Here is a 12678-nt window from a genome sequence, read left to right on the forward strand (position 1 = left end):
CGTTGATCCCGAACCGCTCGTGGAGTGCACCATGCCAGATTGGATCGGGACTTGGCGAAACCAATACGGCTCGACCGTCATCATCGAGGACGATGCGGAAGGCGTCATCCGCGGCACGTTCAGGACGGCGTTGGAAGACAGCAGTTTCTTTGGTCAGGAACTTCCGATCCATGGCGCTGCTTGCGGCGACGTAATCGGCTTCACGGCTGCGGGACAGGGCAAGGCCGGGCCTGCGGCCGTGAGCTACACCGGTATTCTGCGGGAAAGTAAGCTCGAGATGCTTTGGCATACCGTTGCAGGGCAGACCCTTACCGCATCGGCGGAAGGGGCGCCTGCCAGGATGGTCAGAGTTGGGGCATGGCGCGCCTTCGGGACCAGCCTGGATGTGTTCGAGCGCGTGGAATGACCCAGCCTCTCGGGCCGGCGTGGCTCCATCGGCGGCTACGGAAGGCCGCCAGGCCCGCATATGCGCGACTGAAGGCGGCCTGCCGATCCTGAGCGATTTCGGCGGCGCTGTGGTCGAGCCGACCGGAGGACGGATGGGATGGCGGAAGAAGGCAACGACGCGCGGGTAGTCCTGCAATGCATGACAACCGAGCACTTTGTGCTGCAGACCGCCCGCGCGGCCACCATTCAGGAGGCAAATCAGCGCGCCAATCTGTTCCTCACGTCGGTCTCAAGCGCGGCGATCGCGCTGTCATTCGTGGCGCAAGTCACGAAAATGGGTACGCCGTTCGTGCTGTTCAGCCTGATCTTGCTGCCCTGCGTTTTCTTCATCGGCCTGGTCACCTTCGTCCGCGCCGTGCAGGTCGCCATCGAGGACATGGTGCACGCCCGTGGAATGGCGCGGATCCGGCACTACTACGTCGAAGTCGCGCCCGCCATGCAAAGCTACCTCGTTCATTCCACGCATGACGATCGCTCGGCGGTGCTCGTGGACAAGGGGCTCAGCCCATCGCCGTTGCAGTATTTCATGACCACGGCCGGAATGGTGAGCGTGATCAGCAGCGCCATTGCAGGTGTCTTTACGGGCATAGCCGCCACAGCGGCAGCCGGCGCCGGGCTCTCGGTGTGGCAGCCGGGATGCTCGCCTTCGCTGCAAGCGTGTTCGCGCTGCGCAGCTACCACCTGCGGGCTTGGGCGGCGGCCGAGCAACGACTGACGGTTCTTTTCCCAGGCACGCGCGGGGAATGAAGCTCTGCGGAGCCAGGGATCGCTTGGCCGAGGTCCCATATGCCATGCATGCCTTGTGACATCTTCTATTGCCGCGGCCCAAAGCCTCTATATGGCCGTAGCGGAACAATGGAGGTCGTTTCCTGCATGCCGCTTTTGAACAGCGGAAGGGCATTGAGCACCGAGCGAACCTCTTCCTCCGTTTCGGCCTCCATGAGAAGACAAGCGCCGCCCATGTCGCCGCGGTTCCAGATTTGTCGCACGGTGCTCGCCATGAAAAGTCGGCGAACGCCTTCGGCTTCGGCTTCCAGTCTCTCGGGCGTGTAGTCCGCGTCGTTGAAGCTTTCCGTCCGCCGACGTGTCAAGACCATGAACTGCATGTTCTTTCTCCTGTTGATGAAGGTAAGGCTTTCCGGTTTGTCCCGCCGGGTGCTTGATGCCTGTCATGGTTATTTAGCGACCATCGGCTGGAACAGGGCGGAAAGGATCGGTTTTCCAGTCTCGGCCGGCAACGTCGGCGCGAGAAAGACCGATGTCTTGCAATTGCGAGTCCGTGAGTTCCATCAGCATGCGGCGGCTCCGGCGCCTTTCCATACCGGCTTCGACCCAGACCAAGACCGCCGCGACGCGCGCCATCAGAATCTGTAGAGCCTCGACTCCACGCCGCTGCGGTGCACTCCATGTTTCGGCCCGCTCCAAGGCGGCGCCGTTGACGACTGCGTCCATCGCATTTCTCCTTTTTTTCGCGACCGGTCGAACCCCGAGGCGAAGGCGGCGAATGAGCCCGCTGCTTTGGGGGTTCGGCGGCCGGAGCCGGTGTCTAACGGTTGCCGAAAAGGTCCCGGCGACGCTCGACCGCCTGATCCCGCGCGATGGCCGCATTGGAGCCCGCATTGAGCAGTTCGTAGACTGCACTATGCGCGATCGAGGACGTGTGGGTGCTGTCGAGCTGTTCCCGGGCAATCGCATTGATGTCGGAGCCGCCGACCTTCGGGTTCTCGGCGAGTGCGGCGTCAGTGATGGCCAGGAACGCGGCGGCGGCAAGAGCGATCTTTTTCATGGAAATCTCCTAAGGTTGAGTTCTGGACTTGGTTCAAGAACAGGTCCTTGCCCGTTCGCCAAGAAGATGCATCTTGGACCCACTCATGATAATCTTCGAATATTGGAAAGGATCATCCGCCAAGAGCGGATAATAGGATCATGAGCGGGCGCGCGGCCTCAGCGCTGGCCCTCCCGGATCGAGGGTTTTGCCATGTCGGTGCTGGCAATCGCTCCGGCCCTTGCCGGCATGTGGGCCGGCCATAGACGGCGTATCAGCCCGACTTTCCGGCGCGGACGGTGGACTGCTGTTCAGTACTTCAATTCCATCCATCTGCGGTGTTCGGCAAAGCGCTCGGCCAACAGATCGATGAAAGTCCTGACCTTGGCCGAGACATGGTGACGATGCGGATAGAACGCGTTGATCGCGAACTCGACTCCTGAATATTCCTCCAGCACCCGGACAAGGCGCCCGGCGCTCAGGTCGTCGGCCACGAGGAAGGGCGGCGGTATGAACAGACCGCGGCCGTCGAGAGCAAGGCGTCTGAGCGTCTCCTGGCTGTTGGTCAATAAGTTGCCATCGACGCGGACGGAAACGGGCTCGCCGTCGGGGTCCTCGAAACGCCACTCGTTACCGAAAGGATATGACGCATGGCGCATGCAATTGTGGCGTGCGAGGTCATCGGGCCGACGCGGTGTTCCATGGCGTTCGAAATAGCCGGGCGAACCGCAGACGATGTTGCGCCATGAGGTCAGCCGCCGGACGATCAGGCTTGAATCGGGAAGCGGCAGCGAACGCACGTCAAGGTCGAAGCCCTCCTCCACCATGTCGACCATTCTTTCGCCGACGGTGAGATCGACCGAAACAGCCGGATAAAGGTTGACGAATTCGGAAACGATCGGCGCCAGAAAACGGATGACGCTCATGCTGGAATGAAGGCGAAGCGTGCCTTGCGGCGTCGCCTGAAGTGCTCCCGCGACGCGGTCCGCCTCCTCCAGATCGGCGAGGATCTGCGAGGAACGCTGATAGTAAGCCTGGCCGATCTCGGTCAGGCTCACCTTGCGGGTGGTGCGATTGAGAAGCCGAACGCCGAGCCTTTCCTCCAGCGCCTGGACGTGGTTGCTGACCATCGTCGTCGACATGTTGAGGCGTCGGGCCGCCGCGGAAAAGCCTCCGCATTCCACAACGCGGCCAAACACCGTCAAGCTCGTGAGCCTGTCCATTTCGATTATCCGCTCTTAATGGATGATCCTTCCGTTCTTTTCTCGATTATCACATCAAGATTGCCGTTGCATCGTCCTTGCACCAATCGGCCACTCGGCCCGACCGTGAGAGGAGATTACGATGACCGTAAGCGTCAACCCCGCCACCTTGGAATACCCGGTTGAGGTAAAACCCGCGCGGCGGTCCCGCAAGACGATGATCAAACGCACCGTTATCGGGTTGGGTCTGGTGGCCGGCCTGACCGCGGCTGCGCTCTACGGCTATGACTATTGGACGGTCGGGCAGTATCTGCAATCGACCGACGATGCCTATGTCAAGGCCGACTATACGGCTGTCGCGCCGAAGATCTCGGGCCACATCGCCGAGGTGCTGGTCGAGGACAACACTCACGTCAAGGCGGGCCAGGTTCTGGCCCGCATCGACGATCGCGATTTCAGGACCGCGCTAGACCAAGCGCAAGCCAATGTCGAAGCAGCCGAAGCGACGCTGCATAACCTCGACGCCCAGATCGGCCTGCAGCATTCGGTGGTCGAACAGCAAAAGGCCAACGTCGCCGCAACCGAGGCGAAGCTCAAATTCGCGCAGCAGGAGGGTGACCGCTATAAAACCCTGCTGAAAAGCGGCTACGGCACCAGCCAACGCGCCCAGCAGGCCGCGGCGTCCCTTGGCGAAAACGAAGCCCAACTGCAGAGGGATCGCGCCGCACTGGTTGCTGCCCGCAAAGCAATCGACGTGCTCACGACTGAGCGCGGCAAGGCGGAGGCCGAGCGCGACAGCAGCCAGGCCGCCCTGCGTCAGGCGAAACTCAATCTCTCCTACACCACGATCACAGCGCCCGTCGACGGCACTGTCGGGGCCCGTTCGCTTCGCGTCGGCCAGTATGTGCAGGCCGGCACGCTGCTCATGGCGGTGGTGCCGCTGAATGCGGTCTATGTCGTGGCCAATTTCAAGGAAACACAGCTCACTCATGTGCAGAGCGGACAGCCGGTCGAGATCGCCGTCGACGGCTTTCCCGGCGTGGCACTCAAGGGCCGTGTCGACAGTGTGTCGCCGGCCAGCGGTCTCGAGTTCGCGCTGCTGCCCCCGGATAACGCCACCGGCAATTTCACCAAGATCGTGCAGCGCATCCCGGTGAAGATCGCGATCAACGACGGCAGGCTCGCCGGCAAGCTGCGCGCCGGCATGTCGGCGGAACCGACGATCGACACGAAGGCAACCATCCTGGCCGAACGGGGTGAACCGGACAGCGGCCGCCGAATCATCGCCGGCTGGTAACTCGTAGCGGCTGCGCGAGGTTCTCCGAGACCTCGCATGGTGGCCGCCACGCCAGTGTCTCACGCGCGCTTCGTCAAACAAGGAATTCAGCCGTGCCCGCGATCTTCACCGCCAACCCCACGCCTGCGCCGATGGCAGCCAAAGCATCGAGCCTGGCGCCGACCGATGCCTCTTCCGCCCCGCTCAAGACCTGGATCGCCGTCATTGGCTCGACGCTCGGCGCCTTCATGGCGGTCCTCAACATCCAGATCGTCAACGCATCGCTAGCCGACATTCAGGGCGCCATCGGCGCGGGCATCGATGACGGCGGCTGGATATCGACCGCCTACCTGGTGGCCGAGATCGTCGTCATTCCTCTCACTGGCTGGCTGTCGCGGGTCTTTTCCATCCGCCTTTATCTTCTGGCCAATGCAATCCTGTTTCTCGCCTTCTCGGTTGCCTGCGCCTTCGCGCAAAACCTTCAGCAGATGATTGTTCTGCGTGCTTTGCAGGGCTTTTGCGGCGGCGTGCTGATCCCGGTCGCCTTCACCATCACCATAACCCTCCTGCCCAAGGCGAAGCAGCCGATCGGATTCGCCCTGTTCGCGCTGTCGGCGACCTTCGCACCGGCCATCGGACCGACAATCGGTGGCTATCTCACCGAGAACTGGGGCTGGCAGTTCATCTTCTATGTCAACTTGGTCCCCGGCGCGCTGATGGTCGGCATGCTGTGGATGTCCCTCGAAAGGGCGCCGATGCAGCTTTCGCTGCTGCGCCAGGGCGACTGGGCCGGGATCATCACCATGGCGATCGGGCTCGGCACCTTGCAGACCGTGCTCGAGGAGGGCAACAAGGACGATTGGTTCGGCTCGCCGTTCATCGTGCGGCTGTCCTTGATCGCCCTCGTCAGCCTCTCGCTTTTCCTGTGGATCGAGTTGAGAAGCGAAAGGCCCTTGCTTAACCTCAGACTGTTCGCCCGCTGGAATTTCGGTTTCTCCATCCTGGCCAGCTTCCTGCTCGGAATTGCGCTCTACGGGGCGGTGTTCATCCTGCCCGTCTATCTCGCGCGTATCCAGGGCTACAACGCCCAGCAGATCGGCATGGTGCTGGCCTGGACAGGCCTGCCGCAACTGGTGCTAATCCCGCTGGTGCCGCAGTTGATGAAGCGTTTCGACATGCGCATTATCGTCGCCTTCGGCTTTGCGCTGTTCGCGGCGAGCAATTTCATGAACATCGAAATGACGGCGACCTACGCGTCGGAGCAGTTCTTTTGGCCGAATGTCGTCCGTGCCGTCGGTCAGGCCCTGGTCATGGTACCCCTGGCTGCGGTCGCTACGGCCGGCATCGAACAGGAGAACGCCGGCTCTGCCTCCGCATTGTTCAACATGATCCGGAATCTCGGCGGCGCCGTCGGCATCGCCATGCTGCAGACTTTTCTGACCAAGCGCGAGCAGTTCCACTCCAACGTGCTGGTGCGGTCGGTGTCGCTGTTCGAAGAGAGCACTCGCGCGCGCATCGAGCATCTGACCCGGTACTTCCTGGCGCATGGCGCCGGCGATCGCGCAGCCGCGATGCACAAGGCCGTCATCGCCATCGGACAGATGGTGCGCAAGCAGGCTTTCATCATGGCTTTCAGCGACGCGTTCTATCTACTCGGAGCAGCCCTTGTCGTCGCGTTCTTCGCCACGCTGCTGTTGCGCAACCCGGGCCATGTCGAGGCGGGTGGCGCGCACTGAAAGATCGGAAAGAAGAACTACAATGATTTCAATCCCGAACTACGCCAGCGCGGCCCCGGAATGTGAGTCTGTCACGTGCACCGCCAGGAAACTCAGCAAATTTCGAATGCTTGGCAGAGACTGTGCCGTTCCAAGTAGGGCACTTTAGCCCATAGTGCGATTTTGGCACCGGCTGCCGCCGTCTTGCCAAAACCGGCTGAATTCCGAAAATCAAGCCAGTGGCGTCGCGCTGGAAACGCCTGGAAGTCTATTGATTTCAATAGGATTAAATGGCGCGCCCGAAGAGATTCGAACTCCTGACCCCCAGATTCGTAGTCTGGTGCTCTATCCAGCTGAGCTACGGGCGCGCATCAGGTCATGCTTTCCATGACCCCGCGATCCGATCCTCGAGGACCGGCCGCGAATGTGTGCAGTTCCCTAGCGACTGAATTCGCGAAAAGCAAGCCGATCCGGCAAAAGTTTTGTCGTCGATGCGTCATCCGCTGGATCCGGCCGGAAATCGGGTTGTTCGAAGCGGCATTCAGGGCGAAGGGGGCCGGACCGGTTTGCGGGCGAAACAGCGTCCAAGCCTGTCAGGCCGGGCGGCGCAGCCCGTTGCGGGCCTGGTCGAGCCGCACCGGCTGGTCGGGAATGGTGACGGCGAAGGTGGTGCGCCCGCCAATCGATTCGACCAGCTCCACCGTGCCGCCATGCGCGCGGATCAGTTCATGCGCGATCGCCAGGCCAAGCCCGGTGCCGCCGCTGCGCGCAGAGCCGCGGAACGCCGCGAACAGGTTCTCACGCGCCTTCGGCGGCAGGCCGGGACCGGTGTCGGTCACGACGATGCGGCTGACGCTGCCCATGCGCTCGGCCGAAACCGCCAGCCGGCGCACCACGGCGCTCTCCGTGTCCGCTGCCATCGCCTGCACGGCGTTGCGGCACAGATTGGTGAGCACGCGGAACAACTGGTCGGAATCGGCGTCCACCTCGAACGCCTTTTCGACCGCGTTGATGAACTCGATGCCTTCCTCGATGTCGAGCAGGCCGTGCACGTCCTCGACCAGCTGGCGCAGCCGCACGCGCCGGCGCGAAGGCGGCGGCTCCTGCGTACGGCCGTAATGAAGCACGCCTTCCGAGTAGGAGACCGCACGGTCGAGCGCACGCAGGAGCTTCGGCGCGAAGGCCTGCACGGTCGGATCCTTGACCTGGCGCAGGCGGTCCGAAATGAGCTGCGCCGAGGCCAGGATGTTGCGCATGTCGTGGTTGATCTTCGACACGGCGAGGCCGAGGTCGGCCAGGTGCTTCTGCTCGGTCAGCATCTTCTGTAACCGCTCCTGCATCTGCGACAGCTCGCGCTCGGCCACCCCGATCTCATCGGCGCGAGCGGCGGGATGAATGATCCGGCTGGGGTCGTCGGGGGCCTGCGAGAAGGACAGCATGGAGCGAGTCATGTTGCGGATCGGTCCGATCATGATCAGGTCGATCGCGGCATAGACCAGCATGGCCGTGAACAGCGAGATCAGCAGCGAGACGAAGGCGACGTTGCGCGAATAGATAAGCATCGCCTTGCGCAGGCTGTAGTCCGGCATGATCAGCTCGAACTCCTTGTCGCTGTCGCCGACCGGCCCGAAGACGCGCAGCATCCGGTTGCCGCCGAAAAACAGCGTGTCGAGCGCGCCGGTCATGCCCTTGACCATGCCGACGCTGGCGAGGTCGATGTGCTCGTCGACCTGCGGCGGCATATCGGCCACCACAAGCAGCCGCGACACGCCGCCGTCGCGCACCGCGATCGCCTTGGCGCCGATCGCCATAAGCACGTCGTTCTGCGCCGTGCGCGACAGCGAGGTCGGTTCGCCCTGCACCAGCACGATCGATACGGCCGCGGCGGTACTCAGCCGCTCCTTGAGCCAGGCCAGCCGGTAGCTGGCGATCCAGGGCAGGAAGATGAGCACCTCGGCCAAAAGCACGAAAACGATGGTCAACAGCAGCAGTTTTGTCGACAGGCCGCGCGACAAGGGTACGCTGCGGACGGCGGCTGGCGCTGGTCCTGTCCCTTCCTCGGCGTGCGTGGTTTCGCTCATGCGGTCCTGTCTTCACAATCGCTTGATCAGCCCAGATTAGGCGATTGCGGCTTTTTTGCCAATTTCCCCCTTGGTCGGAGAGATATAATTGCCGCCGAAAGTGCGCATCCCGGGCCCGGCGACACCGGCCCGGCACCGGCCCGGCACCGGATTGACTTCCAAAACCCTTCTTTCTATAAGCCCGCTCACGCTCGGGCCATTCGTCCCGGCGCGGTTTCGATCGCGCCAAAGCCGGCCCGGCAAAGCTCCTGTTACAGAGTGACAGAATCAAGAAGGGCCGCACCCCGCGGTATTAAAACAAATGAAGCGTACCTACCAACCGTCAAAACTCGTCCGCAAACGCCGGCACGGTTTCCGTGCCCGCATGGCCACCAAGGGTGGTCGCGGCGTCGTCGCAGCTCGCCGCAACCGCGGCCGCAAGCGGCTCAGCGCCTGAGCGAGACAAGATCGTTGCCCGCAACCGGCAAGCCAGTGGGACAAAATCCCAAGCGGCTTCTGAAACGCGCGGAATTCCTGGCCGTCCGCCGTGGTGAAAAACGTCGCGGGCGGTTTTTCCTCGTCGAGGTCCTCGACCGCGGCGACGGCGGCGCGCCGCGCGTCGGCTACACCGTCACCAAGAAGGTCGGCAACGCGGTCGTGCGCAACCGCGTCAGGCGGCGGCTGAAAGAGGCCGTGCGCACCCATGCGGCCGATGACATGATGCCCGGCAATGATTATGTCATCGTCGGGCGCGATGATGCGCTCCGCGCCCCGTTCGGCCAGTTGAAGGTCGAACTCTCCCGCCGACTTCGCGGAACACGATAGGCCAAGGGCTCTCGATGGAAAACAACCGAAACTTCTTCATCACCATCGCGCTGTCGGTGCTGATCCTGACCCTGTGGCAGGTCTTCTACATGAACCCGCGCGTCGAACAGCAGCGCGAGGCGGCGCGCGTCGAGCAGCAGCGCGTGGAAGAGCAGAAGAAGGCGGCAGAGACAGCCAATCCGGGCGCGGCAACGCCGGCACCGGCCGGCACCGCTCCCGGTGCCATCCCCAACGCGCCCGGCGGAGACACCGTCACCGCGGCCAGCCGCGACCAGGCGCTGGCGGCTTCGAAGCGCGTCAAGATCGATACGCCGAGCCTCGAAGGCTCGATCAACCTGACCGGCGCCCGTCTCGACGACCTCAAGCTCAAGCACTACACCGAAACCGTCGACAAGAATTCGCCCGAGATCGAACTGCTCAACCCTTCGGAGTTGCCCAGCGGCTACTTCGCCGAGATCGGCTTCGTCGGCAACGACAAGACGGGTACGGTACCGGGCGCGGATACGGTGTGGAACGTCGAAGGCAATCCGACGCTGACCCCGTCGACGCCGGTGACGCTGACTTACACCAGTGACAAGGGGCTGACCTTCAAGCGCACCTTCTCTGTGGACAGCGACTACATGTTCACCGTTTCCGACGAGGTGCGCAATTCGGGTTCGGCCCCGGTTACGCTGTCGAATTACGGCCGCGTCACGCGCTACGACAAGCCGGCAGTCGCCAGCACCTACGTGCTGCATGAAGGCCTGATCGGCTTCACCGGTGCGGAAGGCCTCCAGGAACACAAATACGCGTCCATCGAGAAGGACAAGGAAGTCAAGCCGGGCAAGTCGACGGACGGCTGGCTTGGCATTACCGACAAATATTGGGCGGTGACGGTGGTTCCGAGCGAGAAGCAGCCGTTTCAGCCGCGCTTCGGCTATTTCGTGGACGGCCGCCACCGCTACCAGTCCGACTTCCTCACCGACCCGATCAATGTCGAGGCCGGCCAGTCGGCAACCGTCGAGACCGAGGTCTTCGCCGGCGCCAAGGAAGTCGCCAAGATCAATGCCTATGCCGAAGACCGCCATATCAAGCGGTTCGACCTGCTGATCGACTGGGGCTGGTTCCACTTCATCACCAAGCCGATGTTCTGGCTTATCGACACGCTCTACAAATTCCTCGGCAATTTCGGCCTGGCGATCCTCGCCACCACCGTCATCGTCAAGGCCATCTTCTTCCCGCTCGCCAACAAGTCTTACGCGTCAATGGCGAACATGAAGAAGGTGCAGCCCAAGATGCTCGAGATCCGCGAGAAATACGCGGACGACAAGATGAAGCAGCAGCAGGCGATGATGGAGCTGTACAAGACCGAGAAGATCAATCCGCTCGCCGGCTGCTGGCCGGTGGCGCTGCAGATCCCGGTCTTCTTCTCGCTCTACAAGGTGCTCTACATCACCATCGAGATGCGCCATGCGCCGTTCTTCGGCTGGATCCAGGATCTGGCCGCGCCCGATCCGACCTCGATCTTCAACCTGTTCGGGCTGATCCCGATCACGCTTCCCCACATGCTGATGATCGGCGTCTGGCCGCTGATCATGGGCGTCACCATGTTCCTGCAGATGCGCATGAACCCGACGCCGCCGGATCCGACGCAGGCAGCCATCTTCACCTGGATGCCCGTCATCTTCACCTTCATGATGGCTGGGTTCCCGGCAGGCCTGGTCATCTACTGGGCCTGGAACAACACGCTGTCGATCCTCCAGCAAGGCGTGATCATGAAGCGCCAGGGCGCCAAGATCGAACTGTGGGACAATCTGCTAGCGCTGTTCCGCAAGAAACCGTCGCCAGCGGAATAGAGGCGCCGGCTCACGATTCAAAAAACCCGGCTCGTCCGGGTTTTTTCTTGTGCGCCGGCATCGGTCCACGTCCGTCCGCGATGGGCGAAACTGCAAACGCGCGGCACCGTCCGATCCGGCAAATGCGCTTGTCCACCATCGAAGACTCGCTCCCGGGGCGATTGGTGCTATACGGCGGACTACGCTACTTTGACGAGGTGTGCGCCGACGCGGGACGCGTCCGCCAGCCAATTCCCGGACGAACCGCCATGACCGGACCCAATCCCGACATCAAGCACCCGATCCCGATGCACACGCGCGTCGGCTTCCTCAAGGCACTGGTGAGCGCGCCCAACATCGAGATCGGCGACTTCACCTATTATGACGATCCGGAAGGGCCGGATAAATTCGCCGAGAAATGCGTACTGCACCACTATTCCTTCATCGGCGACAGGCTGATCATCGGTAAGTTCTGCGCCATCGCCGAAGGTGCCCGCTTCATCATGAACGGCGCCAACCACGCCATGTCCGGTTTTTCGACCTATCCGTTCAACATTTTCGGCCATGGCTGGGAAAAGGGTTTCGACCCCGCCACATGGTCGAAGGAGGTGCGCGGCGACACGGTGGTCGGCAACGATGTCTGGATCGGCATGGAGGCAGTGATCCTGCCGGGGGTGCAAATCGGCCATGGCGCCATCGTCGCGGCGAAGTCCGTGGTCACGCACGACGTGCGTCCCTATGCCATCGTCGCCGGCAACGCGGCCAAGGTCGTCAAGATGCGTTTCGACGACAGGACGGTCCGGCGGCTGCTGGCGGTGGCCTGGTGGGACTGGCCGGTGGACAAGATCAGCCGCAACCTCGATGCCATCAGGGGCGCCGATATTTCTCTTCTGGAGACAGCAGCTTGAACGCTCAATACAGCACCACGATCGGCACGGACCTGTTTACCCGCGGGTGGATCTTCATCCGCGGCGTGCCCGCCATGAAGTTCCTGCCGCCGGAAGGGCCGCCGGAAATCGCCTTTGCCGGCCGCTCCAACGTCGGCAAGTCGTCGCTGATCAACGCTCTGGTCAACCAGAAGGGCCTGGCGCGCACCTCCAACACGCCGGGGCGCACGCAGGAACTCAATTATTTCGTGCCGGACGGATTTTCGGGGGAGGGCGCCGACCTGCCGCCAATGGCGCTGGTCGACATGCCGGGCTACGGCTATGCCACCGCGCCCAAGGAAAAGGTCGACGATTGGACGAAGCTGGTCTTCGACTATCTCAAGGGCCGTGTCACGCTGAAGCGGGTTTATGTGCTGATCGACGCCCGCCACGGCATCAAGGCCAAGGACGACGAGGTGCTGTCGCTGCTCGACAAGGCGGCGGTTTCGTACCAGGTCGTGCTGACCAAGACCGACAAGATCAAGGCCGCCGGCGTTCCGCGGCTGATTGAGGAGACGCTTGCCAAGATCAAGAAGCGACCGGCGGCGTTTCCTTTCGTGCTGGCGACGTCATCGGAAAAGGCCGAGGGCCTGGAGGAACTGCGCGCCGCGATCGTGCTCGCGGCCAATGGCGGCTAGCGGCACAAAA

The 12678-nt window shown here is 62.5% G+C and carries 14 protein-coding genes and 1 tRNA gene; 9 read left to right on the forward strand and 6 right to left on the reverse strand.

Translation table 11 applies throughout. The features are described 5' to 3' along the window. Window positions 1-31 precede the first annotated feature (31 nt). Complete coding sequence (locus FJ979_RS18925; protein WP_140514279.1) at window positions 32-406, forward strand: avidin/streptavidin family protein; 375 nt, start codon at window positions 32-34, stop codon at window positions 404-406. 138 nt (window positions 407-544) lie between these two features. Next, window positions 545-1162 (forward strand): hypothetical protein, encoded by a 618-nt coding sequence (locus tag FJ979_RS18930; protein WP_224684807.1) that lies wholly within the window; start codon window positions 545-547, stop codon window positions 1160-1162. A gap of 97 nt (window positions 1163-1259) precedes the next feature. On the opposite strand, the gene FJ979_RS18935 is transcribed toward FJ979_RS18930, so the two are convergent. From FJ979_RS18935 to FJ979_RS18955, 4 genes are all read right to left on the reverse strand, one after another. Next, on the reverse strand, window positions 1260-1553 hold the full coding sequence (locus FJ979_RS18935) for a muconolactone Delta-isomerase family protein (protein ID WP_140514283.1): 294 nt from the start codon (window positions 1551-1553) through the stop codon (window positions 1260-1262). A gap of 73 nt (window positions 1554-1626) precedes the next feature. Then, window positions 1627-1899, reverse strand: a complete 273-nt coding sequence (locus tag FJ979_RS18940) for a DUF1127 domain-containing protein (protein WP_224684808.1) — start codon at window positions 1897-1899, stop codon at window positions 1627-1629. A 94-nt stretch (window positions 1900-1993) separates the two neighbouring features. After that, a complete protein-coding gene (locus FJ979_RS18945) occupies window positions 1994-2233 on the reverse strand; it encodes a hypothetical protein (RefSeq protein ID WP_140582786.1) in 240 nt (79 codons plus the stop codon). A gap of 290 nt (window positions 2234-2523) precedes the next feature. Next, window positions 2524-3435, reverse strand: a complete 912-nt coding sequence (locus FJ979_RS18955) for a LysR family transcriptional regulator (protein WP_140524242.1) — start codon at window positions 3433-3435, stop codon at window positions 2524-2526. A 121-nt stretch (window positions 3436-3556) separates the two neighbouring features. Here FJ979_RS18955 and FJ979_RS18960 point away from each other — a divergent pair, with 121 nt between their 5' ends. Together FJ979_RS18960 and FJ979_RS18965 are read left to right on the forward strand one after the other, a co-directional pair. Continuing rightward, window positions 3557-4711, forward strand: a complete 1155-nt coding sequence (locus FJ979_RS18960) for an HlyD family secretion protein (RefSeq protein ID WP_140582789.1) — start codon at window positions 3557-3559, stop codon at window positions 4709-4711. Window positions 4712-4842: 131 nt separating this feature from the next. Next, window positions 4843-6426: an MDR family MFS transporter gene (locus tag FJ979_RS18965; RefSeq protein WP_140583047.1), complete on the forward strand. Its 1584-nt coding sequence runs from the start codon at window positions 4843-4845 to the stop codon at window positions 6424-6426. A 270-nt stretch (window positions 6427-6696) separates the two neighbouring features. Here FJ979_RS18965 and FJ979_RS18970 read toward each other — a convergent pair. Both FJ979_RS18970 and FJ979_RS18975 read right to left on the reverse strand, forming a co-directional pair. After that, window positions 6697-6773, reverse strand: a tRNA-Arg gene (locus tag FJ979_RS18970). Window positions 6774-6998: 225 nt separating this feature from the next. After that, window positions 6999-8486: a HAMP domain-containing sensor histidine kinase gene (locus FJ979_RS18975; RefSeq protein WP_140551653.1), complete on the reverse strand. Its 1488-nt coding sequence runs from the start codon at window positions 8484-8486 to the stop codon at window positions 6999-7001. Between the two features lie 301 nt (window positions 8487-8787). Here FJ979_RS18975 and rpmH point away from each other — a divergent pair, with 301 nt between their 5' ends. The 5 genes from rpmH to yihA all read left to right on the forward strand — a co-directional run bounded on the left by rpmH (window position 8788) and on the right by yihA (window position 12668). Then, window positions 8788-8922, forward strand: coding sequence for a 50S ribosomal protein L34 (rpmH, locus tag FJ979_RS18985; RefSeq protein WP_008833937.1), 135 nt, complete (start codon window positions 8788-8790; stop codon window positions 8920-8922). Window positions 8923-8936: 14 nt separating this feature from the next. Further along, window positions 8937-9290 (forward strand): ribonuclease P protein component, encoded by a 354-nt coding sequence (gene rnpA / locus FJ979_RS18990; RefSeq protein WP_140491500.1) that lies wholly within the window; start codon window positions 8937-8939, stop codon window positions 9288-9290. A 14-nt stretch (window positions 9291-9304) separates the two neighbouring features. Then, window positions 9305-11125, forward strand: a complete 1821-nt coding sequence (yidC, locus tag FJ979_RS18995) for a membrane protein insertase YidC (protein WP_140582791.1) — start codon at window positions 9305-9307, stop codon at window positions 11123-11125. Between the two features lie 248 nt (window positions 11126-11373). Beyond that, window positions 11374-12012, forward strand: coding sequence for a CatB-related O-acetyltransferase (locus FJ979_RS19000; protein ID WP_140582794.1), 639 nt, complete (start codon window positions 11374-11376; stop codon window positions 12010-12012). Beyond that, window positions 12009-12668, forward strand: coding sequence for a ribosome biogenesis GTP-binding protein YihA/YsxC (gene yihA, locus FJ979_RS19005; RefSeq protein ID WP_140491494.1), 660 nt, complete (start codon window positions 12009-12011; stop codon window positions 12666-12668). Before FJ979_RS19000 ends, yihA begins: the two co-directional genes overlap by 4 nt. The last annotated feature ends 10 nt before the right edge of the window (window positions 12669-12678 follow it).

The sequence above is a fragment of the Mesorhizobium sp. B1-1-6 genome (genome assembly GCF_006443035.1).
GTDB lineage: Bacteria > Pseudomonadota > Alphaproteobacteria > Rhizobiales > Rhizobiaceae > Mesorhizobium.

What these genes read in the sequence shown, in the direction of transcription:
- yidC (WP_140582791.1), top strand. Translation starts at nt 9,305, where the DNA reads ATGGAAAACAACCGAAACTTCTTCATCACCATCGCGCTGTCGGTGCTG.
- FJ979_RS18930 (WP_224684807.1), top strand. Translation starts at nt 545, where the DNA reads ATGGCGGAAGAAGGCAACGACGCGCGGGTAGTCCTGCAATGCATGACA.
- FJ979_RS18945 (WP_140582786.1), bottom strand. Translation starts at nt 2,233, where the DNA reads ATGAAAAAGATCGCTCTTGCCGCCGCCGCGTTCCTGGCCATCACTGAC.
- FJ979_RS18975 (WP_140551653.1), bottom strand. Translation starts at nt 8,486, where the DNA reads ATGAGCGAAACCACGCACGCCGAGGAAGGGACAGGACCAGCGCCAGCC.
- rpmH (WP_008833937.1), top strand. Translation starts at nt 8,788, where the DNA reads ATGAAGCGTACCTACCAACCGTCAAAACTCGTCCGCAAACGCCGGCAC.
- FJ979_RS18935 (WP_140514283.1), bottom strand. Translation starts at nt 1,553, where the DNA reads ATGCAGTTCATGGTCTTGACACGTCGGCGGACGGAAAGCTTCAACGAC.
- FJ979_RS18940 (WP_224684808.1), bottom strand. Translation starts at nt 1,899, where the DNA reads ATGGACGCAGTCGTCAACGGCGCCGCCTTGGAGCGGGCCGAAACATGG.
- FJ979_RS18925 (WP_140514279.1), top strand. Translation starts at nt 32, where the DNA reads ATGCCAGATTGGATCGGGACTTGGCGAAACCAATACGGCTCGACCGTC.
- FJ979_RS18965 (WP_140583047.1), top strand. Translation starts at nt 4,843, where the DNA reads ATGGCAGCCAAAGCATCGAGCCTGGCGCCGACCGATGCCTCTTCCGCC.
- FJ979_RS19000 (WP_140582794.1), top strand. Translation starts at nt 11,374, where the DNA reads ATGACCGGACCCAATCCCGACATCAAGCACCCGATCCCGATGCACACG.
- FJ979_RS18960 (WP_140582789.1), top strand. Translation starts at nt 3,557, where the DNA reads ATGACCGTAAGCGTCAACCCCGCCACCTTGGAATACCCGGTTGAGGTA.
- FJ979_RS18955 (WP_140524242.1), bottom strand. Translation starts at nt 3,435, where the DNA reads ATGGACAGGCTCACGAGCTTGACGGTGTTTGGCCGCGTTGTGGAATGC.